The organism is Trinickia soli, from assembly GCF_002879855.1.
Classification (GTDB): domain Bacteria; phylum Pseudomonadota; class Gammaproteobacteria; order Burkholderiales; family Burkholderiaceae; genus Trinickia; species Trinickia soli.
Genome location: NZ_PNYB01000004.1, coordinates 34,842 through 61,829, shown reverse-complemented (window position 1 = coordinate 61,829; position 26,988 = coordinate 34,842). Strand labels below are relative to the sequence as shown.

General features: G+C 63.4%; 27 protein-coding genes. 12 read left to right on the top strand and 15 right to left on the bottom strand.

The genetic code is table 11. The annotated features are described in order from the left end of the window. The first annotated feature begins 167 nt into the window (after positions 1-167). The 7 genes from fghA (at position 168) to C0Z19_RS06110 (ending at position 7,527) form a co-directional block, all read left to right on the top strand. A complete protein-coding gene (gene fghA, locus C0Z19_RS06140) occupies positions 168-1,013 on the top strand; it encodes an S-formylglutathione hydrolase (RefSeq protein WP_102608919.1) in 846 nt (281 codons plus the stop codon). A gap of 124 nt (positions 1,014-1,137) precedes the next feature. Then, on the top strand, positions 1,138-1,893 hold the full coding sequence (locus tag C0Z19_RS06135; RefSeq protein WP_102608918.1) for a YoaK family protein: 756 nt from the start codon (positions 1,138-1,140) through the stop codon (positions 1,891-1,893). Between the two features lie 470 nt (positions 1,894-2,363). Next, complete coding sequence (locus C0Z19_RS06130; protein ID WP_425330304.1) at positions 2,364-3,638, top strand: ABC transporter substrate-binding protein; 1,275 nt, start codon at positions 2,364-2,366, stop codon at positions 3,636-3,638. A gap of 136 nt (positions 3,639-3,774) precedes the next feature. After that, complete coding sequence (locus C0Z19_RS06125; RefSeq protein ID WP_102609123.1) at positions 3,775-4,710, top strand: carbohydrate ABC transporter permease; 936 nt, start codon at positions 3,775-3,777, stop codon at positions 4,708-4,710. Next, positions 4,707-5,570, top strand: coding sequence for a carbohydrate ABC transporter permease (locus C0Z19_RS06120; protein WP_102608916.1), 864 nt, complete (start codon positions 4,707-4,709; stop codon positions 5,568-5,570). Before C0Z19_RS06125 ends, C0Z19_RS06120 begins: the two co-directional genes overlap by 4 nt. 53 nt (positions 5,571-5,623) lie before the next feature. Then, positions 5,624-6,382 carry an HAD family hydrolase gene (locus tag C0Z19_RS06115; protein WP_102609122.1) on the top strand — a complete coding sequence of 253 codons (759 nt, stop codon included), beginning with the start codon at positions 5,624-5,626 and terminating at the stop codon, positions 6,380-6,382. Continuing rightward, positions 6,370-7,527, top strand: coding sequence for an ABC transporter ATP-binding protein (locus C0Z19_RS06110; protein ID WP_102608915.1), 1,158 nt, complete (start codon positions 6,370-6,372; stop codon positions 7,525-7,527). The genes C0Z19_RS06115 and C0Z19_RS06110 overlap by 13 nt, the downstream gene beginning before the upstream one ends. Positions 7,528-7,676: 149 nt before the next feature. Here the strand turns inward: C0Z19_RS06110 and C0Z19_RS06105 are convergent, their stop codons facing one another. The 9 genes from C0Z19_RS06105 to C0Z19_RS06065 all read right to left on the bottom strand — a co-directional run bounded on the left by C0Z19_RS06105 (position 7,677) and on the right by C0Z19_RS06065 (position 15,869). Next, positions 7,677-7,934, bottom strand: a complete 258-nt coding sequence (locus C0Z19_RS06105) for a BrnA antitoxin family protein (protein ID WP_102608914.1) — start codon at positions 7,932-7,934, stop codon at positions 7,677-7,679. Beyond that, entirely contained in the window at positions 7,912-8,190 is a 279-nt protein-coding gene (locus C0Z19_RS06100; RefSeq protein ID WP_102608913.1) for a BrnT family toxin, read from the bottom strand. Before C0Z19_RS06100 ends, C0Z19_RS06105 begins: the two co-directional genes overlap by 23 nt. A gap of 318 nt (positions 8,191-8,508) precedes the next feature. Beyond that, positions 8,509-9,507, bottom strand: a complete 999-nt coding sequence (locus C0Z19_RS06095; RefSeq protein WP_102609121.1) for a sugar-binding transcriptional regulator — start codon at positions 9,505-9,507, stop codon at positions 8,509-8,511. Positions 9,508-9,548: 41 nt separating this feature from the next. Next, positions 9,549-11,030 (bottom strand): xylulokinase, encoded by a 1,482-nt coding sequence (gene xylB, locus C0Z19_RS06090; protein ID WP_102608912.1) that lies wholly within the window; start codon positions 11,028-11,030, stop codon positions 9,549-9,551. A gap of 124 nt (positions 11,031-11,154) precedes the next feature. Beyond that, positions 11,155-12,552: a D-arabinitol 4-dehydrogenase gene (gene dalD, locus C0Z19_RS06085; RefSeq protein ID WP_102608911.1), complete on the bottom strand. Its 1,398-nt coding sequence runs from the start codon at positions 12,550-12,552 to the stop codon at positions 11,155-11,157. Positions 12,553-12,707: 155 nt separating this feature from the next. Further along, positions 12,708-13,490, bottom strand: coding sequence for a metal ABC transporter permease (locus C0Z19_RS06080; protein ID WP_102608910.1), 783 nt, complete (start codon positions 13,488-13,490; stop codon positions 12,708-12,710). Next, the gene (locus tag C0Z19_RS06075; RefSeq protein ID WP_233196036.1) at positions 13,483-14,430 is read right to left on the bottom strand and encodes an ATP-binding cassette domain-containing protein; all 948 of its coding nucleotides are present in this window, start codon (positions 14,428-14,430) and stop codon (positions 13,483-13,485) included. Before C0Z19_RS06075 ends, C0Z19_RS06080 begins: the two co-directional genes overlap by 8 nt. 20 nt (positions 14,431-14,450) lie before the next feature. Continuing rightward, positions 14,451-15,365 (bottom strand): metal ABC transporter solute-binding protein, encoded by a 915-nt coding sequence (locus tag C0Z19_RS06070; RefSeq protein ID WP_102608908.1) that lies wholly within the window; start codon positions 15,363-15,365, stop codon positions 14,451-14,453. A 30-nt stretch (positions 15,366-15,395) separates the two neighbouring features. Continuing rightward, complete coding sequence (locus tag C0Z19_RS06065; RefSeq protein ID WP_102608907.1) at positions 15,396-15,869, bottom strand: Fur family transcriptional regulator; 474 nt, start codon at positions 15,867-15,869, stop codon at positions 15,396-15,398. Between the two features lie 348 nt (positions 15,870-16,217). On the opposite strand from C0Z19_RS06065, the gene C0Z19_RS06060 reads away from it, so the two are divergent. Next, positions 16,218-18,050 (top strand): hypothetical protein, encoded by a 1,833-nt coding sequence (locus C0Z19_RS06060; protein ID WP_146012008.1) that lies wholly within the window; start codon positions 16,218-16,220, stop codon positions 18,048-18,050. 3 nt (positions 18,051-18,053) lie between these two features. Then, positions 18,054-18,611 (top strand): LysR substrate-binding domain-containing protein, encoded by a 558-nt coding sequence (locus C0Z19_RS06055; RefSeq protein WP_102608905.1) that lies wholly within the window; start codon positions 18,054-18,056, stop codon positions 18,609-18,611. A gap of 51 nt (positions 18,612-18,662) precedes the next feature. Here the strand turns inward: C0Z19_RS06055 and kynA are convergent, their stop codons facing one another. From kynA to kynB, 3 genes are all read right to left on the bottom strand, one after another. Beyond that, positions 18,663-19,637: a tryptophan 2,3-dioxygenase gene (gene kynA / locus C0Z19_RS06050; protein WP_102608904.1), complete on the bottom strand. Its 975-nt coding sequence runs from the start codon at positions 19,635-19,637 to the stop codon at positions 18,663-18,665. Between the two features lie 19 nt (positions 19,638-19,656). Next, positions 19,657-20,907, bottom strand: a complete 1,251-nt coding sequence (gene kynU, locus C0Z19_RS06045; protein WP_102608903.1) for a kynureninase — start codon at positions 20,905-20,907, stop codon at positions 19,657-19,659. A gap of 84 nt (positions 20,908-20,991) precedes the next feature. Further along, positions 20,992-21,642 (bottom strand): arylformamidase, encoded by a 651-nt coding sequence (gene kynB, locus C0Z19_RS06040; RefSeq protein WP_102608902.1) that lies wholly within the window; start codon positions 21,640-21,642, stop codon positions 20,992-20,994. Positions 21,643-21,773: 131 nt separating this feature from the next. Here kynB and C0Z19_RS06035 point away from each other — a divergent pair, with 131 nt between their 5' ends. Both C0Z19_RS06035 and C0Z19_RS06030 read left to right on the top strand, forming a co-directional pair. Then, entirely contained in the window at positions 21,774-22,262 is a 489-nt protein-coding gene (locus C0Z19_RS06035; protein ID WP_102608901.1) for an Lrp/AsnC family transcriptional regulator, read from the top strand. 8 nt (positions 22,263-22,270) lie between these two features. Then, the gene (locus C0Z19_RS06030) at positions 22,271-23,071 is read left to right on the top strand and encodes a hypothetical protein (protein ID WP_146012007.1); all 801 of its coding nucleotides are present in this window, start codon (positions 22,271-22,273) and stop codon (positions 23,069-23,071) included. A 73-nt stretch (positions 23,072-23,144) separates the two neighbouring features. On the opposite strand, the gene C0Z19_RS06025 is transcribed toward C0Z19_RS06030, so the two are convergent. Continuing rightward, complete coding sequence (locus C0Z19_RS06025; protein ID WP_102608899.1) at positions 23,145-23,654, bottom strand: flavin reductase family protein; 510 nt, start codon at positions 23,652-23,654, stop codon at positions 23,145-23,147. 312 nt (positions 23,655-23,966) lie between these two features. Here C0Z19_RS06025 and msrA point away from each other — a divergent pair, with 312 nt between their 5' ends. Continuing rightward, complete coding sequence (gene msrA, locus C0Z19_RS06020) at positions 23,967-24,521, top strand: peptide-methionine (S)-S-oxide reductase MsrA (RefSeq protein WP_102609120.1); 555 nt, start codon at positions 23,967-23,969, stop codon at positions 24,519-24,521. Between the two features lie 3 nt (positions 24,522-24,524). Here msrA and C0Z19_RS06015 read toward each other — a convergent pair whose 3' ends face one another. Continuing rightward, positions 24,525-25,715, bottom strand: a complete 1,191-nt coding sequence (locus C0Z19_RS06015) for a DUF72 domain-containing protein (protein WP_102608898.1) — start codon at positions 25,713-25,715, stop codon at positions 24,525-24,527. A 35-nt stretch (positions 25,716-25,750) separates the two neighbouring features. Further along, positions 25,751-26,971 (bottom strand): class I SAM-dependent methyltransferase, encoded by a 1,221-nt coding sequence (locus tag C0Z19_RS06010; RefSeq protein ID WP_102608897.1) that lies wholly within the window; start codon positions 26,969-26,971, stop codon positions 25,751-25,753. Positions 26,972-26,988: the final 17 nt, after the last annotated feature.

Genomic DNA, 26,988 nt, shown 5'->3' with positions numbered 1-26,988 from the left:
GCCGCGCCGATCCCGGCTACTGACGCGCATGGACAACGCAACGGCCGACCGAGACGGGTCGGCCGCACCGAATTCGGCGAAGATCGACGGCTCGCCGCCGACACAACAGGTCAAGCGCCACCAGCACTCGTTCTCTATTGAACCGCAGCGAGGACCCGGAGAAACAAATGCTCGAACTCATCGAAAGTCACCTGTCTCATGGCGGAAAGCAGGCGCTCTATCGGCACGACGCGAAAACGATCGGCCTGCCGATGCGGTTCTCCGTCTATCTGCCGCCGCAGGCTGAACACGGGCGCGTGCCGGCGCTCTTTTTTCTGGCCGGGCTGACTGCGAACGAAGAAACGTTCCCGATCAAAGCCGGCGCCCAGCGTTTCGCTGCCGAACAGGGCATCGCGCTCGTCGCGCCCGATACAAGCCCGCGTGGCGCCGGCATTGAAGGGGAAACCGACGCATGGGATTTTGGCGTCGCGGCCGGTTTTTACGTCGACGCTACGCGCGAGCCGTGGTCGCGCCATTACCGCATGTATTCCTACGTGCGCGACGAACTGCGCGAGACGGTGTGTGCCGAACTGCCGATCGACGGTGCGCGGCTGGGCATTTTCGGTCATTCGATGGGCGGCCACGGCGCGTTGGTGCTCGCGTTGCGCAACCCCGACATCTACCGCTCGGTCTCGGCGTTCGCGCCGATCGCGGCGCCGATGCATTGCCCGTGGGGCAGGAAGGCGTTCTCCGGCTACCTCGGCGATGATGTCGAAGCGTGGCGGCAATACGATGCGAGCGAGCTGGTCGCGCGCCCGGATGCGGGCCGCTTCGAGGCAGGCATCCTCATCGATCAGGGGCTGGCCGACAAATTCCGCATCGAGCAACTGCATCCCGATCTGTTCGAACAAGCGTGCCTGAAAGCGGGGCAGCCTTTGACGCTGCGCCGCCACGAGGGCTACGACCATGGCTATTACTTCATCGAAACCTTTATCGAAGATCACATCGCGCATCATGCACGCGCTTTGACCTGACTTAAAGCGGCAGCGGGCGGCCGTGCTACGCTCTGGTGCATGTGCGCGAGCGGCCGTCCAGCCTTGGAATGCGATGGCCGGGCCTGTCATGGTCACCCCAAGCGCCTGTAGCCAGCGAGTCAGCATGCCCATTCATTACCTTCGCGCCTTCACCACGCCTGAGCGTACCGACGAAGCCAATCGTCGTCTCGGCCGTTCGCTTGCCTTCGTCGCCGGTGCGACCAACGCGGGCGGGTTGCTGGCGGTCGGACAATATACGTCGCACATGACGGGCATCGTTTCGTCGACCGCCGACGATCTGGCGCTCGGCAACCTTGGCCTCGCCGGAGCGGGCTTCGCCTCGCTGCTCTCGTTCCTGTTCGGGGCGGCCGTGTCTGCGGTCCTGATCAACTGGGGACGGCGGCGCGAATTGCGCAGCCTCTATGCGATGCCGCTGATGTTGGAGGCGGTGCTGCTGCTCGTCTTCGGTTTCCTGGGCGCGAATCTCGAAGCGCATCGGCTGCTGTTCGTGCCGGCCACGGTGGCGCTGCTCTGCTTCGTGATGGGCCTGCAAAACGCGATGATCACGAAGATCTCCAAAGCCGAGATTCGTACGACCCACGTGACGGGGCTCGTCACTGACATCGGCATCGAACTGGGCAAGTTTTTCTATTGGAACGGCCCGCTTGCGGGCCCGATGCGGCGGGATACTCCGGTGATGGCGGACCGCCGGCGACTCGCGCTGCTTGTGTCGCTGCTGGCTGCTTTCTTTTGCGGTGGCCTGGCGGGCGCGCTCGGGTTCAAGCATATGGGCTTCGTGTCCACCGTACCGCTGGCGACCGTGCTTGTCGTGCTTGCCGCCGTGCCTTTGATGGACGACATGCTCGGCCAGCGCGTCTGAGCCTCTGACACACCCCATCCCGACGTACGGCGCTGCAACACAGCGCGCTCCCGCGTCGCTCCGGCTGGGCTGCGGCCCACAACAGCAAACGCATACCGAGCAATAACTTCATGTATCCGGCCGCAATCGGCCGGAGGACCTGACACGCTCTTGCGCACTGCATCATCGAAAATCCCGCCCTCGCCTTGACAGGCTCCCCTCTCTATCCGATCATTCGATCACTCGTCGAGCAATTGCTCTCTCAATGAGCGATCGCTCGGCGGCCCCGACGCGTCAGGCAAAAAAGCACGAGCACCAACACCAGTGGATGCCTATCCACCCGGGCTGAGTACGAACCGCGCTCTTCCGTGAGAGCGCAACTGCAGTTCCATCACAACGTACAAGACTTAAGGAGACAAGCGATGCAACGCAATTCCGCCTCTGCCGTTCGACTCACGCGGCGCGCGATCGCCGCCGGCGCCCTTGCGGCGATGGCGATGGCCGCGCTGCCGGCGTCGGCTGCGACGATCACGATCGCCGTGGTGAACAATCCCGACATGATCGAGATGAAGAAGCTCGCCGCCGATTTCGAGAAGAGCAATCCGAACATCAAGCTGAACTGGGTCGTGCTCGAGGAGAACGTCTTGCGTCAGCGCGCGACGACCGACATCACGACGGGCAGCGGCCAGTTCGACGTCATGATGATCGGCGCGTACGAGGCGCCGCAGTGGGGCAAGCGCGGCTGGCTTTCGCCGATGACGAACCTGCCGGCCGACTATGACGTCAACGACGTCATGAAGCCGGTGCGCGACAGCCTGTCGTACAACGGCACGCTCTACGCGCTGCCGTTCTACGCGGAAAGCTCGATGACGTTCTATCGCAAGGACCTGTTCGCGGCCAAAGGGCTCACGATGCCGGCCAAGCCCACGTACGACCAGATCTCGGCGTTTGCCGACAAGCTGACCGACAAGGCGGCCGGCGTCTACGGCATCTGTTTGCGCGGCAAAGCCGGCTGGGGTGAGAACATGGCGTATCTGACGACGCGTGTGAACACCTACGGCGGCCGTTGGTTCGACGAGAAATGGAACGCGCAGTTGACCTCGCCCGAATGGAAGAAGGCGGTCACGAGCTATGTCGACCTGATGAAGAAGGACGGCCCTCCGGGAGCGAGCTCGAACGGCTTCAACGAGAACCTGACGCTGATGTCCTCAGGCAAATGCGCGATGTGGATCGACGCGACGGTGGCGGCCGGCATGCTCTACAACAAGAGCCAATCGCAGGTGGCCGACAAGATCGGCTTTGCGGCTGCGCCTACGGAAGTCACGCCCAACGGTTCGCATTGGCTGTGGGCATGGGCGCTCGCCGTGCCGAAGACATCGAAGAAGCAGGACGACGCCAGGAAGTTCATCGAATGGGCGACGGGCAAGCCCTACATCGAACTCGTGGCGAAGGACGAAGGCTGGGCGTCGGTGCCGCCGGGTACGCGCGAGTCGACTTATAACCGCCCCGAGTACAAGCAGGCCGCGCCGTTCTCCGAATTCGTCGAGAACGCGATCAAGACGGCGGACCCGAATCACCCGACGGCCAAGCCGGTGCCTTACACGGGCGTGCAATTCGTCGGTATCCCGGAGTTCCAATCGTTCGGGACGGTGGTCGGACAGAGCATCTCGGGTGCGCTCGCAGGTCAGATGAGCGTCGATCAGGCGCTCGAGGCCGGTAACGCCGCGGCCAATCGCGCCGTACGTCAGGCCGGCTACCAGAAGTAGGGTCAGCCGGCGGGCGATGCGCTGCCGTGCGTGCGCATCGCCCCCGCGCGGGACGACGCCGGCCCTTCAGGCCGCGCTCGTCCCGCTCACGCAGTCATCCGGCGCGATCACTGCGATTGTTCAGGAGTCCGAAACGATGGGACATCTTCATATGCCGCTCTCGCCCGCCGCAGAGCAAGATACATTGCCGACCCCGGAGCGGCGCGCCGGGTCGACGCGTTGGCTCGCCGCGCCGTCGGTTGCCGTGCTCGTCCTCTGGATGACGATACCGCTCGCCATGACGATCTGGTATTCGTTCACGCGTTACAACCTGTTGAACCCCGACGAAAAAGGTTTTGCGGGCTTCGACAACTATCGCTACCTGATCACCGACCCTTCGTTCGTGCCGTCGATCGTCCACACGCTCGAGTTGATCGGCGCGGTGCTCGTCATCACGGTCGTAGGCGGGATCCTGATGGCGATCCTGTTCGACCGGAAGTTCGTCGGCCAGGGTGTCGCGCGCTTACTTGCAATCGCCCCGTTCTTCGTCATGCCGACGGTCAGCGCGCTGATCTGGAAGAACATGATGCTGCATCCGGTCTACGGCGTCGCCGCCGCTGCGATGCGCGCGGTCGGCATGCAACCGGTCGACTGGTTCGCGACGTACCCGCTATCGGCCATCATCGTGATCGTTGCGTGGCAATGGCTGCCGTTCGCGTTCCTGATCCTGTTCACGGCGATCCAATCGCTCGACGAAGAGCAAAAGGAAGCGGCGCGGATCGACGGCGCCGGCCCGATCGCCATGTTCTTCTACATTACGTTGCCGCACTTGCGGCGCGCGATCGCCGTTGTCGTGATGATGGAGACGATCTTCCTGCTGTCGATCTTCGCTGAAATCTATACGACGACCTCGGGCGGTCCCGGCAACGCCACGACGATCCTTTCGTATTTGATCTATGCGCTCGGGTTGCAGCAGTTCGATGTGGGTCTCGCCTCGGCGGGCGGCATTCTCGCCGTCGTGCTGGCGAACGTCGTCGCCTTCTTCCTCGTGCGCATGCTCGCGAAGAACCTCAAAGGGGAGTACGAAACATGAGCCAGCCGACCCTACCGGCCGCGAGCCCGCTGCCATCGCAAGCGAACGCCTTCGATGCGATCAAACGCGCCCTGCCTGGCCTCTTGGCCTGGATCATTGCGCTCGCATTGTTCTTCCCGATCTTCTGGATGACGATCACGGCGTTCAAAACCGAACGCGACGCGTATTCGATGTCGCTGATTTTCTCGCCGACGCTCGATAGCTTCAGGGAAGTGTTCGCGCGCAGCGACTACTTCCTGTTCGCCCGCAATTCGATCCTGATTTCGGCGGGCGTGACGGTGCTGTGCCTGTTGCTCGCCGTGCCCGCCGCATACACGATGGCGTTCTTCCCGACGCGCCGCACGCAGCAGCTGCTGCTGTGGATGCTGTCGACGAAGATGATGCCGTCGGTCGGCGTGCTTGTGCCGATCTATCTGCTGTGGAAGAACATGGGGCTGCTCGACACCGTGTCGGGGCTCGTCATCGTCTATGCGCTGATGAACCTGCCGATTGCCGTCTGGATGGCCTATACCTACTTCAACGAGATACCGCGCGACATTCTCGAGGCGGGCCGCATCGACGGCGCAGCGACATGGCAGGAGATCGTCTACCTGTTGATGCCGATGGCGCTGCCGGGGCTTGCATCCACTGCGCTGCTGCTCGTGATCCTGTCGTGGAACGAGGCGTTCTGGAGCATCAATCTCTCGAGCTCGGGCGCCGCGCCGCTCACGGTGTTCATCGCTTCGTATTCGAGCCCTGAAGGGCTGTTCTGGGCGAAGCTGTCCGCGGCTTCGCTGCTCGCGGTCGCCCCGATTCTGCTGGTGGGCTGGGTCTCGCAGAAGCAGCTTGTGCGCGGGCTCACGTTCGGAGCCGTCAAATGACGACATCGACGACATCGACGACATCGACGACATCGACGACGGCGACGAGGGCGATGACAGCGGCTGGCCCGGACGGATTGCGACGCGACCGCGTGCTGATTTGCGACTGCGATGGCGTGCTGATCGACAGCGAAGCCGTCGCTGCGAAGATGCTCGTGCGAGAGTTGCAGACGCGTTGGCCGGAGCGCGACATCGAACCCGTGGTGCTGCCGCTGCTGGGCCTGCGCATCGAGCGCGTGCTCGAAGAGAGTGCGGCGGCGTTCGGCGAAACGCTCGCGCCATTCGAAATGGATGCGATACGGCGCAGCGTGGAGGCCGCGGCGCAGCAGGCGCCCATCGTTGCGGGCGTGGAGGCGGCGCTTGCGCAGATCGCGCTGCTCAAGGCCTGCGCGAGCAACAGCTACACGGCATATGTCGACGCTGTGCTCGCCCGCACGGGACTCGCGCGTTTCTTCGGCTCGCGCGTGTTCTGTGCGGACCGAGTGCCGCGACCGAAGCCGGCGCCCGACATCTACGTGGCGGCGGCCGACGCGCTCGGCGTATCGAGCGCGGCTTGCCTCGTCGTCGAAGACAGTGTCGCGGGCGTGGCGGCGGCGAGCGGGGCCGGGATGATCGTGCTCGGGTTCGCGGGCGGCACGCATGCCGGACACGGCGGTCGCGCTCACGTCGATGCACTCATGCAAGCGGGCGCGCAACAGGTATTCGACGATATGTGCGCATTGCCTGCGCTCGTCGAGCAATGGATGGCCGGCACCGTCGACAAGGCGGGCACGGCGGCGAATGAGAAAGGAGACGCATCATGGCAAGCTTGACGTTGCGAGGCATCGCCAAACGTTATGAGGAACACGAGGTCCTGCGCAACGTAAACCTCGATATCGCCGACGGCGAGTTCGTCGTCTTCGTCGGGCCGAGCGGATGCGGGAAGTCGACGCTGCTGCGCATGATTGCCGGCCTGGAAGCAATCAGCGGCGGCGAGCTGATGATCGATGCGGCGCGCGTGAACGATGTGCCGCCGGCCAAGCGCGGGATCGCGATGGTGTTCCAGTCGTACGCGCTTTATCCGCATATGTCGCTGTACGACAATATGGCGTTCGGCCTCAAGCTCGCGGGCGCAAAGAAGGCGGAGATCGACGAGGCCGTGCGCAACGCGGCAAAGATTCTGCATATCGACCATCTGCTCGACCGCAAGCCCAAGCAGCTCTCGGGCGGCCAGCGCCAGCGGGTTGCGATCGGGCGGGCGATCACGCGCAAGCCGAAAGTGTTCCTGTTCGACGAGCCGCTCTCCAATCTCGACGCCGCGTTGCGTGTGAAGATGCGGTTGGAGTTCGCGCGGCTGCATGACGAACTGAAGACGACGATGATCTACGTCACGCACGACCAGGTCGAGGCGATGACGCTGGCCGACAAGATCGTCGTGATGTCCGCTGGGAACGTCGAACAGGTCGGCAGTCCTAATCGTCTCTATCATGCGCCGGCGAATCGGTTCGTCGCGGGGTTCATCGGATCGCCGAAGATGAATTTCCTCGAGGGCGTCGTCGAGCAGGTTGCCGGCGACGGGGTACTCGTGCGTTACGCGACGGGGGAGAGCCAGCGCGTGGCCGTCGAAACACGCGGCACATCATCGTCGAGTGCGCGGGCGCTGCAATTGGGCGCGCGCGTGACGGTAGGCATCCGGCCTGAGCATTTGCATCCGCGGCAGGCCGAGCCGGCGAGCGGGACGGCGGTCGATGGTGTCGCCGCGGGTACGACGACGGTCGAATCGCTCGGCGACGCGGCGTATCTGTACGCGGAGAGTTCGGTCGCGCCGGATGGGCTGATCGCGCGCATCCCGCCGCTCGAGCGGCACGTGCGCGGCGAGAAGATCGTGCTCGGCGCCGACCCCGATCATTGTCATTTGTTCGACGAAGACGGGCAGGCTTACGAGCGCAAGATCATCGAAGTGTTGTCGGCGGCTTGATGCGGTGGTGACGAGCGGGCGCGCTGGTGCGTCCGCCGCCCGGACGCGTCATGCAGCATAGGACGTCGCGCCGCGTAAGCGCGGAATCGTTTGACCCGAAGGCTCCGTCGATCGATTGCGCTGCGGGCTGCGCCGAAGGGACGGGACCCTCAGGCGTGGCGGCGCTGATGGGCCAGCATATAGGCGCGCAGCAACTTGTTGATGCGTGTTTGATAGCCCTGCCCTTGCGCTTTGAACCAGTTCAGCACGTCGGCATCGAGCCGCATCGTCACCGCCTGTTTGGGGGGCACATGAAGCTCCGCACGGGCGAAGAACTCATCGCCCAGTTCCGGTATATCGCTGAAGTCGATCTGATCGTCCTTCAGCTTCTCCAGCCGTTTCCAGTCAGTTTTTGACGTTTTGCTCATAACGTTTCGCCTCTTGCTTCGTTGCTTTGCGGGCGGAGACGATCCGTATGGTTGGCCCGCAGCGTTCGACATAAATCACCACTGCCATCGTCCCCTTCATCCATCCGAGGGCGATCCAGCGCTCCTCTCCGTAATCTTCTCGCCCATCCAGCGCGGTTAGGACGGGATGGTTGAACACGTCGATCGCATCGACGAAATCAATCCCGTGCTTGAGAACATTGATTCGGTTCTTCGCGTCGTCCCATTCGAACTGCACTACATTCACCCCGTCATTGTATTGACATTTGTATTGACGCGCTACAACCACGCGCGCTCCCGTCGATCACAACCCAAGGGAGTTTTGTGTCCGACCTTGGAAACGGGTGGGAATATGCGGTGTGAGAGTGGGGGATTGCGCAGTTCGGCAATTTAACCGGACGCAATGAAAGGGTTCGATCAGGGTGGGGACAACCTTGTGGCTGCGTTGTCGATTTCGCGCCCCATCAGGCCGCTCAGGGGAGCCAAACCTGAGCCCGGTACGTGCCGTGACCAGAGGCCTCATCGGCCGCTCACGCCGACGGCGCCCCCGCCGATATCACGCGCTTGCTTGTGCGGCGCGCCCTTTCGTGCGCTTTGGCGCCGGCTCGGCGTCATCGAGCGCGGCGCGTGCGCACGCTTCGTCGGTGACGAGTCCGGATAGCCAGCCGCCTTTGAGCACGGCATGGACGGCGCCGTGCTTGCGCGCGCCGCCGGCGAAGCCGATCGTCGGGCGCTTCGGGGGAGAGTCGAGCGGCACGCTCGTCACGCGGCGCCCTGTCGTCGATTCGACGTGCCTGCCGTTCGCATCGATTGGTAGTCCTAACATTTCAGCGACAGCGCCTCGCTGGACCAGCTCGGCCACTTCGGTTTCGGTGATGAACCCGTCCACATGCAGCGGGCACTCGGGTCCGATATCGCCGATGCCGACGAACGACACGTCGGCCTGCGCCGTCAGCGATTCGACGATGCGGTAGAGCCGGTGATTGACCCACTGCGCGCGCTCGGCTTCGCTGTCGGCGATGAGCGGCGCGGGCAACAAAAAGTGCTTGCCGCCGGTCTTTTCGGAGATGTGCAACGCGACATCGTAGCGGTTCGACGAACCGTCTTGCGCGATGGCGCCGACCATCGAGACGAGCCGATGCTGCGGCCGGTCGATCTGCCCGAGCTGATCGACGGCTGCCTTTAGCGTGCGTCCGCTGCTCACCGAAATGACCATCGGCTTCTCTTCGCTCAGATAGCGCTCCATCACCTGCGCGCCGGCCACGGCGAGCTTGCGATCGATGGCTTCGGGCGTGTCGTCGTCGACGGGCACGACCTCGCACATCGACAGGCCGTAGCGCGCCTTCAACTGCTCGGCAAGCGTGAGGCAATCGGCGAGCCGATGTTCGATGCGCACGCGCACCAGGTTCTTTTCAACGGCAAATGCAACGAGGCGCTGGGCGACAGGGCGCGACACCTGCAACTTTTCTGCGATCTCGTTTTGCGTATTCCCCGCGACGTAGTACAGCCAGGCCGCGCGTGTGGCCAGGTCGAGTTTTTCGTTGGATTTGGACACGGTCGTAGACTCAATGCTGATGATGCGGCGGGACAAGGATATCAGGCGAGTCGCGTGCGCGAGGGTTCGAATAGCGGCCGCACGTGGCGGTAGAGTTCGCGGTAGGCGCTCAGCCGGGCCCGCAATTGTGCATGGCGTTCGGGGTTCGGCGTGAATTGCGCGACGATCGGAGGCTTCGCGAGCACCTGCTGCGGGTCGCCGCCGGCCGCGAGCCAGCCCAGACGCGCCGCACCCAGTGCAGCGCCCGTCTCGCCGCCGCCGTGCTGGCGCGTGGTCGTCGACAGTGCGTCGGCCAGCAACTGCGCCCAAAAAGCGCTGCGCGCGCCGCCGCCCAGCAACGAGAACGCGCTTGGGGCGGTGCCGGCCGCGGCCAGCGCATCGAGCCCGTCAGTCAGCGCGAGCGTGACGCCTTCGAGCACGGCATAACCCAGCAGCGCGCGATCCGTTGCGTGCGTCATGCCGAAGAAGACGCCCTGTGCATAAGGGTCGTTGTGCGGCGTGCGCTCGCCCGATAGATACGGTAAAAAGAGCGGCGCCGATTGGAGCGCGTCGGGTGGGAGCGCGGCGGCTTCGCCGACGAGCGTCGGCTCGTCGGTGCCGGTCAGCTTGCAGACCCAGCGCAGGCAACTCGCGGCCGAGAGCACGACGCTCATCTGATGCCAGCGATCGGGAATGGCATGGCAGAAGGCGTGGACGGCCGAGGACGGATTCGGCGAAAAACGATCGCCGACGACGCACAGCACGCCCGACGTGCCGAGCGAGACGAACCCGTCGCCCGGTTCGGTTGCGCCGATGCCGATCGCGCTGGTGGCGTTGTCGCCGCCGCCGGCCGCGACGACGACGTCGCCGGGCAGCCCCCATTCGCGCGCAATTTCAGGGCGCAGGACGCCCGACGGCGCGCTGCCTTCAGCGAGCGCGGGCATCTGCGCGCGGCTCATGTTGCACGCGTCGAGCAGCGCGTCGGACCAATCGCGCCGCGCGACGTCGAGCCAGAGCGTGCCGGCCGCGTCCGAAGGATCGGACACTTTGTCCCCCGTCATCCGCAGCCGCAGATAGTCTTTGGGCAGCAGCACGTATGCCGTGCGCCGGAAGGTGTCGGGCTCGTGCCGTGCGACCCATAGCAGCTTCGGCGCGGTGAACCCGGGCATCGCCAGATTGCCGGCCACGGCGTGCAGTTGGGGCGCGCGCTGCGTGAGTTCGTTGCATTCTTCGACGCTGCGCATGTCGTTCCAGAGGATGGCCGGACGCAAAATGCGATCGGCAGCATCGAGCAGCACGGCGCCGTGCATCTGGCCGGACAGGCCGATGCCTCGCACCTGCGCGAACGCGTCCGGGCAGACGGCGCGCAGCTTCGCAATGGCCTCGCAGGTGCCGCGCCACCAGTCGGCCGGATCCTGCTCGGCCCAGCGCGGGTGCGGGCGCGAGACGTGGAACGGCGAGCCGGCTGTGGCGAGTACGCGTGCGTCGGCCGAGAGCAACAAGACTTTGACTTCGGACGTGCCTAGGTCGATGCCGAGATACATGGCGGGCGGCCCTTTGGTCGATGCGATCCGTGATGAAGACGAATACGGGTTCGAGTACGAAAGCGGCAATGCAGTACTTTAGCCGCGCTGTGCAATGCACGCCAATGCACTGGCGCGCGCGAGTCTAGCGCGACGCGAGCCACGCGTCGACGCGTTCGAGCGCGGCTTCGATGACGCGCAAAAGCCGGGTGTCCTCTGCCATGCCGCCCCAAAGCGCGCGCGAAGCGCAGAACTGCGCGAGCGGGTTCGAAGCCGCGAACCACGCGCGTACGGCCGCTTCGTCGAGCAACCCGTCCTGGTAAGCGTACGGCAACGCCCCTTGCCGCCAGCGATCGAGGAAGCGGAAGAACAGTGCGGGCAGGATCGCCGTGGCGTTGGGCTGCGCGTTGCGTGCGAAGCATTCGGCGAGTGTCGGCGCGATAAACCCGGGGATTTTCGAGAAACCGTCGGCGGCGACGCGCTGATTCGTATCCTGAATGTACGGGTTGCCGAAGCGATCGAGCACGACGTCGCGGTACCGGGCCAGATCGAGCGGGCTTGGCGTCAGGCACGGGATGACGTCCTGCGTCACGTATTCGAAGGCGAAGCGGCGTACGTCGGGGGCCAGCGTGCCTTCGTGGATATAACTGTGGCCGACGAGCGTGCCGGCCCATGCGATGCAGCTATGGCTCGCATTGAGGATGCGGATCTTGGCTTCTTCGTAGGGCAGGACCGATTCGACGAGCTCCGCGCCGACGCGCTCCCAGGCGGGGCGGCCGGCCTTGAAGCGATCTTCGATGACCCATTGAATGAAGGCCTCGCCCATGACGGGACAGTCGTCGACCACGCCGGTGGCTTCGAGGACGCGTGCACGCACATCGTCGGTCGGACGCGGCGTGATGCGGTCGACCATTGAATTCGGGCACGTGGTGTGGTGTTCGAACCACTCGCCAAGCTCGGTTTCGCCGCGTGCGGCGAGAAAGGCGCGCATGCCGGCCTCGAAGCGCTCGCCGTTGCTGCGCAGGTTATCGCAGCTTTGCAGTGTCACGGGGCCGGAGCCTTGCGTGCGCCGCGCGTCGAGAATGGCGGCCAGTGCGCCGTAGATCGTCGTGCGCCCGCCGGCCAGATCGGCGGCGAGGTCGGGGTTCGCCGTGTCGAGTCGATCATGTTCGTCCAGGTAATAGCCGCCCTCGGTCACCGTGAACGAAATGATTTTGCAGGCCGGATCGGCGCCCGCTTCGACTAATGGGGCGAGCGTTGGCGACCAGGGCAGCACGCGCTCGATCGAACGAATCGTTTCATAAGCGCGTTCGCCCTGCGGCGTCACCGTTTCGAGCGTATAGACGCCCTTTTGCCTGGCGAGCGCATCGAGCGTGGCGTTCATGTCGCCGCGAATATTGCCCACTGTCAGCGACCAGTGCGGTTCGCCCGGCGTTGCCGCCGCTGTCAGGCGGTGCAGATACCACGCCTGATGGGCGCGGTGAAAGGAGCCGGCGCCCAAATGCAAAATGAAGTTCGAACCGGTGCTGCGCGTGCTCGCCATCGCTTGTCTCCTGCTCCAAAACAGAGCTTTTGTTCTGCAGATGAGCGAATGATCGTGTCGAGGCGGGCGAAAGTCAAGGTGCGTTGCAGCGAAGCGGCGGTGCGCAAGGTTTGGTCGGGACGGCGTGCGGTGCGAATATCGGGTCTTATCTGCCCTCAGCGGCGTCGCAGCAGGCTGACGCCGTAGACAAGCGCCGACAAGGCAGTAATCCAAAAGCTCGTCGGCCAGTCGGTGTAGAACGCTAGCGTGACGCCAAGCCAGGCTTGCGCAAGTGCGAACACGGCGGCGAGGCCGATGCCCGTCGCCAGTCGCGTCGACATATTCTGCGCGGCGGCGGCCGGCCCCACCATCAGCGTGAAAACGAGGAGCACACCGACGATCTGCGTGCAGGCGGCCACGGCGAGCGCGGCGATCGCAAGGAACAGCACGGAGACGAGGCGCAGTGAAACGCCCTTGGCTTCGGCCAGTTCGGGCTGCAGCGTGGCGAACAGCAATGGCCGCATGATCGCGCTCAGGGCGATGAGGCTCGCGGCGCCGATGCCTGCAAGCACGAACAGCGTCGAGGTCGTCACGCCAAGCACATTGCCGAACAGCAGTGCGGTGACCTGCGTGGCGTAAGCGGTGAAGAAATGCAGAAACAGCAGGCCGCAGCCGAGCGCGAGCGAGAGCACGACGCCGATCGCGACGTCGCGGCCGGCCAGGCGCTCGCCCAGCGCGCCCATCGACACGCCGGCTGCGAGCGTGAAGCCGATCATGCCCCAGAGCGGCGAGATGCCGAGGAGCACCGCGCCCGTCGCCCCCGTGAAGCCGACGTGCGAGAGCGCGTGTCCGGCGAACGTCTGTTGGCGCAATACGAGAAAGTAGCCGACGATCCCTGCGAGCACGGCGACAATTCCCGACGCCGCGAACGCGTTCACCATAAAGTCGTATTCAAACATCGTGCGTGTGTCCGTGTCCGTGTGAGTGCCCGTGGCCCTGGCCGTCCGTCTCGCCATGACGGTGATCGGCATGCCTGTGCCCATGTGGGCGAGCGGGGCTGAGCGCGCCGTCATCGTGCTCATGCTCGTGATCATGCTTTTCCACTTCGACGTCGCCCGACATGACGAAGATGCGCCCATTCACGCGCATGACGTCGATCGGCGCGCCGTACAGCCGTGATAGCACGGGGCGGGTGATGACCTCATCGACGGTACCGAGCGCCGCGGCGCCGTTGCCGAGGTAAAGCACACGATCGATCGCATTGAGCAGCGGATTGAGCTCGTGCGCCGAGAACAGCACGGTGATGCCGAGCTCGCGCTGCACGCGCCGCACGAGTTCGACGACGATGCGTTGGCGGTGCGGATCGAGGCTGATCAGCGGCTCGTCGAGCAGCAAGAGACGCGGCTTGCCGAGCAAACATTGCGCAAGCAGCAAACGCTGGCGCTCGCCGCCGGAAAGCTCTGAGAGCGGCCGCGCGGCCAGTGTTTGCGCGCCCACGAGATCGAGCACGCGCTCCAAGTCCGCGCGCGTGGCAGCATCGGCGATCGGCAGGCCCCAGCGGTGCCCGTCGGCGGCCATCGCGACGAAATCCCGCCCGAGCACGCGCCGGCTCGCGAGTGCGCTACGCGTTTGCGGCATATAGCCGATTGCAGGATTGCCGCGCGCGATGTCGTCGCCGCCGATCCGAATCGCGCCGTGAGCCACGGGTACGAGGCCGAGCAGCGCGCGCATCAAGGTCGTCTTGCCGGCTCCGTTAGGGCCGAGCACGCCGATGAATTCGCCTTCGCCGATCGTCAGGCTCGCATCGTTCAAGATCTTGCGCCCGCCCAATTCCAACGAAACGTGGTCGAGCTCGAGCGCGGGGCGGCGCGCAGGAAGCGCGGCGGCCGACGAAGGCATGCGTTGCCCGCTTTCCTCATTCATGGTCCACGATCCCCCAATGCCCGTGCAAGCGCATCGATTTGCCCGCTCATCCATTGCTGATAGGTTTTGCCGACCGGTTGCGTCTCCGTCACGCTGACCGTCGGCACCTTCGCTTGCTGGGCCAGCGCGAGCATCCGCGCCGTGAGCTTGCTAACGGCTTGCGCGTTGTAGATCAATACGCGTACGCGCCTGCCGCGCAGGTCCTGCTCAAAGCCGACCATGTCCGACGGCGCGGGCTCGGTTTCGTTCATCACCGAAAGCTGAAAGCGCGCGTTGCGCATGACGAGCCCGAGCGCATCGCAGAGATAACCGGCGACGGGCTCCGTCGCCGTCACGGGTGTGCCGGCATATGACTTGTGCAACTGCCCGATGCGCGCTTCCATCGGGGCCAAGGATTGGATGAAGCGCGCGAGGTTCGCTTCATATTGCGGCTTGTGCGCCGGATCGGCCGCGCTGAGCGCGCTGCTCACGGCGCGTGCGACAGCCGGCATCGTCTGCGGCTTGTACCACAGGTGCGGATTGTCGCCGGATTTTGCGCCGACGAGGCTCGCGGCCGCGATGACGGTGCGCTTCGCATTGGGCGAGGCCGCGAGGAGCTTGTCCATCCACGGATCGTAATCGGCGCCGTTATAAACGACGAGCGCGGCGTGTTGGAGTGCGCGCGCCGTTTTCGGGCTGGCCTCGAACAGATGCGGGTCTTGATCAGGATTGCTGAGGATGCTCGTGACTTCGACGTAGTCGCCGCCCACCTGTTTGGCGACGTCCCCGTAAAAATTCTCGGCCGCGACGACGTTGAGTCGCGCTTCCTGCGCAAAAGCGGTGCCGCAGGTGGCCAATGCGACGAAGGCCGGCAAGCCGACCGCTAACGTGAGCCGTGCGGCGGCGCGAGCGATTCCGTGAACCAATTTCATTCGTTCTCCTAAACGTACGTATGACCGGACTCAGCCACGCGGAGCCGGCGGGCATTTGCCTTTGCATTCGCTGCACAGCCCGCTTAGCTCGACCACTTGCTTATGCACTTCGAAGCCATGTGCGGGCGGCGAGGACGAGAGTCGTTCGGCCAGTTCTTCACCGGGAATTTCGAGCGTATCGCCGCAGCGTTCGCAGATGAGGAACTGGCTTTGATGCGGTTTGCCGATTTCGCAGCAGGCGACGAAGGCATTGCGCGACTCGATGCGATGCACGAACCCGTGCTCCACGAGAAAATCGAGCGCGCGGTAGACGGTCGTAGGCGGCACGCGACCGCGCTCGGGCTCGAGCGCGGAGAGCAGGTCGTAAGCGCCGATCGGTGTCCTTGCGGCCGCCACGAGCGCGTAGACCTGGCGCCGCAACTGTGTGAGGGCCAACCGGTGTTCGGCGGCGTAGGCGTCAGCGCAGGCAAGGCGCTCTCTCAGAGAGTGAGGATCGGCAGGCATGGAATCGTCCGCGGCGAAAGGGGTTCGTACGTAATGATATAACGTATCGGGTTGGTTTGTCGCCACGTCCTCTCGCGGCGGGGGTTTTTGTCGTGGTTCGTTTAAACCGTGGAATACGCAAACGGACCGGCAATGTGTCGCGCTGTCCAATATTTGAATGCGGCGCCAGGTTCGCACGACCCCTGCAACGACGCGCCTCACATTCATCTCCGAAGGCTTCTACCATGCTTTTTCAGCGGCGGGCCAGCGAGGCCCTTCTGGCCTCGACTGCATCCTGATCGAACGTGCAGGGCCGCACTTCTCGTTGCGCGCCGGGTGTTTGGCCGAACTGCTTATAGAGATGGCGATATGAAGAACCCATATGCACACGCCGTAATCAACCATAAGAATAGCAAGCGCGCCAGCGCGCCCGTTGTTGGCAATGCGAACCCGGAACAGCTTAATTTTCAACGGATGACTATTGATAAAAACAACGCATGGAATCAGGCGCATGAGAGGGAGGAAAAGCGCAGAAAACCGCTAATCATGCCGAAAATAACAACGTTTCAACAACTTTTCGCCTTTGCTGCCGCATGTGCGATTCTTGGCGAATATGTGGTCGATGCTCAAGAGAGAATCGGTGCCCAAAGCAATTCAGGGCTTCCGCCACCCAACGGCACGTTTCAGTCCGATCCAGAACCTGACGGCAACACGCAGACAGAGGACCAAGGCTCCGCGAATCAGAATTCAGACGATGCGTCGACTTTCAATTCGGAGGGCGCCAGCCGCTCGCTATACACCGGAACGGCCGACGATTTGCTCGCAATACTGGGCGTACACACTGGGCAAAGCGAATTACAGGCCGAAAACATCGCGGCAAATCTGGCCATCGAGCGCGCAAAACGTAGCAACCAACATAGCCGCCGCAAACAGAAGCACGCGAAATATGTCGTTGGACGGGCCACTTCGACCATCACCCCATCTCTCGAATCGACGTGTATGTCCATCGCCCAGAATATATTCGAGAGGCTCATCACGAGAGTCGACCTTGGCAAATTTTGGATGCAAATGGCCGGCCAGGACCCCATGAAGATTCACACAATCCGATCCATAGGAGGGATCAGCGATCAAGGCTCGGAAAACCTCACCGGAATTGAGGTGTACATAATGCTGCAAAAGACGGCCTGGGGCCTCACCCACAACGCGTCAGCGGAGATTCGAGCATTACCCGATCTGGACGAAACCTTTCACGATATGACCGATTCAATAGAAGAGCAGGCGTACGTCACCATGCGTGAAAAAATCAACAGTACATTAATGGAAAAATACGGTTGGCATTCGGTTTTGGGAGTGGGCGACCACTCGGTGCGTGACATCACCCTCAATGAACCCACCTCTTTCCTCGGAATACCTACGGGGTGGTCCAGCGTCGCAACGTCACCCGTTGGATATGTGCTCGAATACGAAGGATTCTTAAGAAAAAAGTTTGCCTTCGTTATAGCCCCGGGCCATTGCGATCTACTCATCCCCATTCCGTTGGATCGGCCCGGTCAGATCGAGTTTATTCGGAAGAATTCGCATCTATTCTTCAGCCCGGATCTCAAACTCAATGGAGAGGACTACGGCACCAAGTACACCATCAGCATAGACGAAGACAGGAGATATACCTACATAGAGGGCGCCATCGAGGCAATGACCAAGACCTTGGCCAATCGCATGGTGAAAGCCATCAAGGACGACGCGTTCGGCGAAACCAGGCGGGAAAAATTGATCAACCTGTTGCAGTGGCATTTTCCTTTCTACAGTGCATGGATTGCATATAAAAAGCGCGAATACACGGAGGCGGGTGTCCGTGCTGCGCTGGACGCGGTTGCGCTGGCAGGCGGCCCTTTTGCCAGCGGCCTCAAAAAAGTCGGGATCATTCTTAAAAGCGGAACACTGCAAAAAATGGGTAATACCTTGACAAAACTGTCATGGCTGGATGTGCCGGGGAAGGTGGATGCGGCCAAGGTGTTCGTCCCAGTGAAAATCGCGACCAAGCTAGGGGGGCCAAGCGGCAACTTCATGGCAAAACAAATTGCCCGCGAGTACAACCAGGGCCCGAAGACCAACACGATGAACCAAATCATGGACGAGGCCTACAGCGGCCGACAAAGGGATCAAAAGAACATGGAGGGCGTTCGGCCACAGGGGAATGGCTAAGAAGTGCTCCTGCGTTCGAGAGGAGTTCAGCCGCATATCGCCGTCGCCGACGGCGAATACAAGGGCGTCGCCATTGCGCCAACGGCGCAGGCCACAACCTGCCTGGCGCTGGTCGCTGGCGGTCAGGCATCTCACGCGCGCCGTCGCCGCTGCGATTCCATATCGTCCACCCGCCGCCGTGACACGCCGCGCGATGGCTGGCGGCGTTGGTGCGACCATGCCCGGGTCAACGATCTCGACGTTCGCGCCGGCCTCGCATTCGACGACGCGGCGCTCGTTCTGCCGGCGGCACAAGGACAAGGTGTCGCGCCAGGCAGATTGACCCTCGCCGAGCGCGATTTGCGAGCGGGACGGCTCGTTCAGCCGTTCGAGATTTGCGTCCCGAACGATTACAGCTACTGGCTCGTTTATCCGCCTGTCAAAGCGGAACGCCCCGATGTCGCTGCGTTTCGTGCGTGGCTGCTTGCGCAAGCCGGGCAGCATGCGACCGATCGTCGACGAGAGGCCGGCACTCCCGAAGCCGGCACCGACACGAACGAATTCGAGCCCGATGCAATCTAAACGCGATCAAACGCCGGCCGGCGCTCTACGGGGCAGGCCACTGCGCTGGCCTCACAACACCGTCCGCACGTGCCACAGCTCCGGAAACAGCACAACATCGAGCATCTTGCGAAGATAAGGCGCGCCGCTCGTGCCGCCGGTGCCTTGCTTGTAGCCGATGATGCGCTCGACCGTCGTCACATGCCGGAAGCGCCATTGACGGAAGGCGTCTTCGAGATCGACGAGTTCCTCCGCCATCTCGTAGAGCTCCCAATGCTGCGACGGATTGCGATACACCTCCAACCACGCTGCTTCGACCGATGCGTCGTAGGTCGTCGGTTGCGTCCAGTCGCGTTCGAGCCGCTCCTGCGCGATCGAAAAGCCGCGTCGCGCGAGCAGCCGGACGACTTCGTCGTAGAACGACGGTGCCTCGAGCGTCGCTTTGACTTCGGCGAGAACATCGGGGCGATGCGCATGCGGCTTGAGCATCAACGCGTTCTTATTGCCGAGGACGAATTCGATCTGCCGATACTGATACGACTGAAAGCCTGACGAGGACCCAAGGTAGGGGCGCATCGCTGTATATTCGGACGGCGTCATCGTCGCAAGCACATTCCACGCTTGCACGAGCTGCTCCATGATGCGCGAGACACGTGCGAGCATCTTGAACGCAGGGGGTAATTCGTCGCGTTGCACGCAGCCCAGCGCCGCGCGCAACTCGTAGAGCGCGAGCTTCATCCATAGCTCGCTTGTTTGATGCTGGATGATGAACAGCATCTCGTTGTGATCGGGCGAGTGCGGATGCTGCGCGTGCAGGATCGAATCGAGCGAGAGGTAGTCGCCGTAGCTCATCGATCTCGAGAAATCGAGCTGCGCGTCGTGCCAGCCCGCATCGCCCTGCGGCACATGCGGCGCGGCCTTGCCCGGCAGATCGGGCGGCGCGTCGTCGCTGCCGTGGCTGCCGTGGCCGAACGGGCAGCCTTGCTTGGCCTGCGAGGCAGGTGCGGGCGCCTCGGGCATCTCGGGTAAGCGCATATGTCCGCTCATTTAGGACTCCTTGGCATCATCAGGTAACGGAATGACGGGCCGCAAACCCGGGCGCACGCCAGGCATCGGTTTCGAGTACGTCACGCAGCGTTTCCACGGCGTCCCAGACGTCGACGAAGCGCGTATAGAGCGGTGTGAACCCAAAGCGCAGCACGTACGGTTCGCGGTAGTCGCCGATCACGCCGCGCGCGATGAGCGCCTGCATGACCTCGTAACCGTGCGGATGCTCGAAGCTCACATGCGAGCCGCGCTGCGCATGCGCGCGCGGCGTGACGAGCGTCAGCGGCTGGCCCGCGCAGCGCGTCTGGACGAGTTCGATGAAAGCGTCGGTCAGCGCCAGCGACTTTCTCCGAATCGTCTGCATATCGGTTTCGAGGAATACGTCGAGCCCCGCTTCGACGAGCGACATCGAGACGATCGGTTGCGTGCCGCACAGGAAACGGCCGATGCCCTGGCCCGGCGTGTAGACCGGGTTCATCTCGAACGGCGCGCGGTGTCCCCACCAGCCCGACAGCGGTTGAGCGAGCGCGTCCTGATGCCGTTTGGCCACCCAGGCGAAGGCCGGCGAGCCGGGGCCGCCGTTCAGATACTTGTACGTGCAGCCGACGGCGAAGTCGGCATGCACGCCGTTCAGGTCGACAGGCACGGCGCCGGCCGAATGCGCGAGATCCCACAGCGCGAGCGCGCCGGCGCGCTGGATGACCTGCGTCAGCGTGGCCATGTCGTGCATATAGCCCGTTCGATAGTTGACGTGCGTGATCATGGCCACGGCCGTCTCGTCGTCGATTGCATCAGGCAACTGCGCGGGATCGTCGACGAGGCGCAGCGAGTAGCCGCGGTCGAGTTGCGCGATCAGCCCTTGGGCGATGTAAAGATCGGTCGGAAAGTTGGCGCGCTCCGACACGATGACGCGTCTTTTCGGATCGCGATCGTTCGCCATCTTCAGCGCGGCCGACAGCAGCTTGAACAGATTGACGGAGATCGTATCGGTGACGACGAGTTCATCGGGCGCCGCGCCGACGAGCGGCGCGAGCTTATCGCCGAGCCGGCGCGGCAGGGCGAACCAGCCGGCCGCATTCCAGCTGCGGATGAGCCCGCCGGCCCATTCATCCGCGATGACGGCTTGCGCCCGCGCGGCCGCGGCCGCGGGCGGTACGCCAAGCGAATTGCCGTCGAGATAGATGTCGTCGGTCGTGAGCGCAAAACGTTCGCGCAACGGGGCCAGCGGATCGTCGCGATCGAGCGCGATCGCATCGTTACGGGTTTTCATAAAATCGATCGAAGATAGGTGAAAGCAGCGGAAAGCCGAATCGGGCGGGTTTTCTTTGGCGCGAAGGTGGTAAATGCGCGGAGGTCAGTTTGCCACGGCATCTGTTCCAGTTCGACGGAGTACCGCACGCACGGGACTTGCGTCGAGCGTAGTGAACTTCAGCGGCAACGCAATGAGTTCGTAATCGCCGGGTTCGACGGCATCGAGCACAAGCCCCTCGAGTATCGCCATTCCCTGCGCCCGCACGCGACCGTGAGCGTCCATCGTTTTGGAGTCCTGAGGATCGAGAGAAGGGGTGTCGATCCCGATCAACATGACGCCGCGTTCGGTCAGGAAGTCGATCGTCTGCGGGGCCACGGCGCAAAACGTGCTGTCCCATCGCGTCACGGGCGCGCGTTCGTAAGTGCGTAGCAGGACGCGGGGAGGCAAAGCATCGGCGAAAGGCGCGATATGTTCGGGCAACACCAGCGGCTCGGCGCCGATGCAATGGATCACGCGGCATCGGCCGAGATAAGGCGTCAGCGGCACGCGCCCGATCGCCGCGCCTTGCGCGTCGTAATGGAGCGGTGCGTCGGCATGCGCGCCCGTGTGCGGCGAGCACGTCAGTCGGGCGACGTTGACGGGCGAACCCGCCTCCATTCGCCAGACGCGTTCGATGCCGACGGGCGTATCGCCGGGCCATACCGGCGTGTCCGTGTCGATCGGCGGCGAGATGTCCCAGATCGTTTCCTGCATGTGTCCTCTCACTGATCGGCAAGCTTGCGTCGATGATAGGCAACTTCGCACGCAAAGTGCTTGCGAAATTCTCGCCACTAACAGGCCAGACTAGAACATAATTCGAGATAAACCGGAAAAGGGGGCCAAAAATGAACGCTATTTCGCTCGACGCCACCGATTGCCGCATCCTGAGCGTCCTGCAGAACGAAGGCCGGATCAGCAACCTCGATCTGGCCGACCGTATTTCGCTGTCGCCGTCGGCCTGTCTGCGCCGGTTGCGGCTGCTCGAAGAGCAGGGCGTCATCGAGCGCTACCGGGCGTGCCTGAACCGAGAAGCGCTCGGCTTCGAACTCGAAGCTTTCGTTCAGGTTTCAATGCGCAACGATCAGGAAAACTGGCACGAACGTTTCGCCGATGCGGTGCGTGCATGGCCCGAAGTCGTCGGTGCGTTCGTGATCACGGGGGAAAGCCACTACCTGTTGCATGTGCTTGCGCACAACCTGAAGCACTACTCCGAGTTCGTGCTGAACAAGCTTTATAAGGCGCCCGGCGTCATGGACATTCGCTCGAACATCGTACTGCAGACGCTGAAAGAGGACTCGGGCGTGCCGGTCGAGGCAGACGGCGCGCAACGGTAGCGCTGTGCATGCGGCGCAGCCGTGCGGCTGGCGCGGTTAAGAAAAATCGAAAACCGCGCCAGCCAACGGTGATTTCGTCCGAGATGGCCCCGCGGATGGTTCCGGCGGATGGATCCGGCCTAGTTTGGTCGTTCTTTTCGACACAACACCGGAGGCCACCATTGAAGTGGAAAGAAGCGGCCATCATTCTTCTGGACCCCGCAGACCGGGTCATCCGAAACGCCGCCTATGCCTGGCGGGAGCGTTATCAGATTCCCCTTGAGCGAAGTTTTTCGTTGCGATACCCCGACGCGCGTCCTCTGGCGGGGCACCTGCCGTTGGGCTTCCAGGCATTGACTCCGGGCTCGCTTTCGTTCAGCGGCCTCGGCACCAAACTGATCATCGTCAGTCATGGCCTGCCCGAGGGGCTCGCGCTGCACCGCACGCTGCTCGACAGCGGTGGCGTCGCCAAGCTGCTGGCCGTTTGTGGTCTCAAGGAAGTCGGCCTGTTGGCGTTCAAAGGATGCTTGCTGGGAAAGGGGGCGTTCCTCGATCGGCTGGTCGCGCATCTGTCGAGCCGGAACATCGGGGTGGGCTGGCTCGTCGGCTATAAAGACGAGTCTCGCACCCGTACGCTCATTTTGGATTCACCGGAGACAGGGCCGCGCACTTACGGTTACGAGGCGATCGGCCTGCAGGATCTGGTGGTGCGCGACGCCGTCCATAAGCTGCCCGACGACAAGCGCGTGAAGATCGTGAAAGGCAATCGATTCGTCGTGCCGCCGCGAGGACCGGGGCGCAGGTACGGCGCAGGAGCCACCTGGGTCTGATCGCCGACGGTCGAAAGCGGGAGTGGGTCAGAAGGCGGAGCGGGTCCGAAAGCAGCACCCCCGCCGCGATGGCCTAGAGCGGCTTGACCCCATGAAACGCGCCGCCATGAAAAATGAGCGGCGCGATGTCGTCGGCATCCGGGTGGACGCCGCAGCGCTCGACCTCGCCCACGAAGATCACATGATCGCCTTCCTCGTAGCGGCTCCGGTTGTGGCACTCGAACCACGCGAGCGCCCCGTCCAGCACCGGCATGCCTGTATCGCCGGCCGCATGCGAGACGCCCGCGAAGCGGTCGCCTTTAACCGTCGCGAAGCGCTGGCACAGGTCAAGTTGCGAGGCGGCCAGCACGTTGACGACATAGTGACTGTTAGCCTGAAACACGGGCATCGAGGCCGACTTCGTTGCAAGGCTCCACAGCACGAGCGGCGGATGCAGCGACACCGAGTTGAAGGAACTGGCTGTAATGCCGATCAATTGTCCGGACGGCGCACGCGTCGTGATGACCGTCACGCCTGTGGCGAATTGACCGAGTGCGCGTCGGAAGGCCGCGCCGTCGAAGTTGGGAGGGCTCGCGCGCTTCATCGTGGGCGGATTCCGGCGGGCGGCACGGCGGCCGCTTGCGCCGCATGGGAGGCAGCGGGCGAAGAGAAGAAGTCCAAAGTCGAAATTTCGTTGCGTGAGTCGGCGGGTAAATCGCGATTTTAATGGAATTGTCTGAACCTGCCTTGGAGCGTCGTGCGCGGGACGCAGGGTACACGCCGATGATCGCCCTGCGTCATGGCTCACATGTTGCCGCAAAACGCACTAAGCTTGTTTCTCTGTGTGTCGCGTGCGACTCTCGCGCACCGCACGCGCACGGCACCCTATCGAGCTTGAAACGGGAGAATGAAAGCCATGAGTCAGACGACGAGCGAAATCGCCACGCTGGGCGGCGGATGCTTCTGGTGCCTGGAAGCCGTCTATGCCGACGTCGAAGGCGTGAAGAGCGTCGAGTCCGGTTACGCGGGCGGCGCAGTCGCGCACCCGACGTACGAGCAGGTGTGCGACGGCGGGACCGGGCACGCGGAAGTGGTCAAGGTCGAATTCGATCCGACGCGCATCAGCTATCACGAGATTCTGCAGATCTTTTTTTCGATCCACGATCCGACGCAGCTGAACCGTCAGGGAAACGACGTCGGCGAGCAGTACCGGTCCGTCGTCTTTACGCACGACGAACGCCAGCGCGACATCGCGCTCGAGGCGATTAGCGCGCTCGCTCGCGACAATGTCTACGATGCGCCGATCGTCACCGAAGTCATGCCGCTGAACGATAACTACTGGCCGGCCGAGGCCTATCATCAGCGGTATTTCGCGCAGCACCCCGAACAGGGTTATTGCGCGTTCGTCGTCGCGCCGAAAGTGGCGAAGTTCCGCGCCAAATTCGCAAGCTGGATGCGTCCGGGCGCGTAAGGCTTACCCCGCAGGCGCCGCCGCCGCCTCGTCGCGCAGACGTGCGCAGGCCTGCGCGATTTCGCGCGCGAGCGCCACGCATGTCAACGGCGCCGATCCTTCCGCTTTGTTGTTCGTGACGATCAGCACCGGCTGCCCGGCAATCGCATATCGGGCGGCCAGTTCGGCGAGCGCCGCGCGCGTCGCCGGGTCTTCGTCGACGAGCCGGTTGAACGGTTCGTACTTCGCCTTCGCTTGTTCATACTTGAAACCGCCGTGCAGGCTCCAGCGCACGATGAGCGGGCCGCACGGGGCATCACCGTCGAGCAGCGCGAGCGCCGCCGCCTGGCGCAGCGGGTCGGGCATGCGTGCGTGCAGGCCTACGCAGTAGCGCACGCCGCGCTCGCGCAGCATGCGGATCAGCCGCGGCGTGAGCAGACAGGCGTCACGGATCTCCAGCGCGTAGCAAGGGGTAGCGGTGCCGGGCGCGCTCGCGGCGATCGACGACAACTTCGGCAGGGCGTCGAAGAACGCAGCGAGTCGTTCGACGAAACCGGCAGGATCGGCCAGCGTGCGTTCGGGCAGCGGCGGAAACTGGAAAACGAGCGCGCCGGCTTTTGCCCCGAGCCCTTCGAGACACGGCGCCACGAATTCATTCGTGGCCAGCGTGGCATCGAGGAAGCAGAGATTGTCGGCGATCGGTTCGCCGCGCTCGGCGCGCACGGTTGCATCGGTTACCGAGGCCGGCGCTTTGACGATAAAGCGAAAGTCGTCGGGCACCTGCTGCGCGTAGCGCAGGTAGTCGGCTACCGAAAGCGGCGCATAGAACGAGCGGTCGATGCTGACCGTGCGCAGCAGCGGGTGCGCGCCGTAAGCGCCAAGGCCGTCGCGCGCCAACTTCGCGTCACTGTAAGCGCCCCCGTAGACAATGCCTTCCCAGCCGGGAAATGACCACGACGACGTACCCAGATGCACATGCCGTGGCAGCGCCCCACTCGCATCGAGCACTTCAGGGGCCGGCGTGGCGGCCAGAACGGGGCGTGCGCGGCCCGATCGCTTCCCGGGTGTGGCGTCTGCGCCTCGTGCCTGGCCGGCGCCGTCGTCAGGTTCGCGCCCGGGCAGCGCAGGTTGCGTACAGGCATACACCGGCTCCCGGGAGCCGGCGTCCAGATTGCCGAACAGATCGAATTGCGGGTCGTCGTTGCGTGCTGGCATCGATTGCCGGGCCGCGAGGCGGGCCCATATCCGCGCTAGGCGCCAAGCGGGCGATCGTACATGTAGCGGCGCGACCAAGGCAATGTTTGCGCACTGCGGCCCGCCTTGCGGCAGACGATTTGAAACAGCGAAACGTCGTCATTCTCGAAGGCATAGGCGCAACCGGCCAGATAGACGCGCCAGATACGGAACTTTTCGTCATCGACAAGCGATTTGAGCGTGTCGGCCTTCGATTCGAAGTTCTCGGTCCAGATCTCGAGCGTGCGCGCGTAATGGCGCCGCAAGCTTTCGGCGTCGACGGCCTCGAGCCCGCCCCGCTGCATCGCCTCGAGCGCCAGGCTGATATGCGGGAGCTCGCCGTCCGGGAAAACGTATCGATCGATGAATTCGCCGCCGCCCAGCGCCGTTTCGCCGCTGTCGTAGTCGGTCGAGGTGATGCCGTGATTCATCGCGATGCCGTCATCGACGAGCAGGTCGCGAATCTTGCTGAAATAGACGGGCAGATTCTTGCGCCCGACATGCTCGAACATGCCGACGCTCGTGATGCGGTCGAACTGGCCCTCGACGTCGCGATAGTCTTGCAGCCGGATTTCGATCTTGTCGGTGAGGCCCGCGGCTTTGACGCGCTCGGTGGCCAGGTCGAACTGGTTCTGCGAAAGCGTCACGCCTACGCACTGTGCGCCGAATTTACCGGCCGCGCGCAGCACCAGGGCGCCCCAGCCGCAGCCGATATCGAGCAGCCGGTGCCCGGGCCGGACCTGAATCTTCGTCAGAATGTGATCGATCTTTTTGATCTGCGCCGTGGCCAGATCTTCATCGCCGTTTTCGAAGTAGGCGCACGAATACACCATGTTCTCGTCGAGCCAAAGCTTGTAAAACTCGTTCGAGACGTCGTAGTGGTATTGGATCGCTTTCTTGTCGGACGCTTTCGAATGACTGAAATAGCGCCGCACGCGCGCGAGCTTGCCGGCGCTCGTGACCGTGCTCCTGGCGAGCGAATAGCCGACCGAGATGATGTCCGAGAGCTTGCCCTCGATGTCGATCTTGCCCTTCACGTAGGCTTCGCCGAGGTTGTCCAGACTCGGCTCGAGCAAGAGCGGTAGTGCCGAGGCCGAATTCACCTTCAGCGTGACCTGCGGCGCCGAGAAACTGCCGAAGTCCAGTTGCTGGCCATTCCACAAGACGAGCCGGGCCGGAATATTCGTTGTGTTGCGTACTTCGTCGACCCACTGCGCTAGCTTTTTCTCCCAGAACATGCTTTTTCTCCGTATTC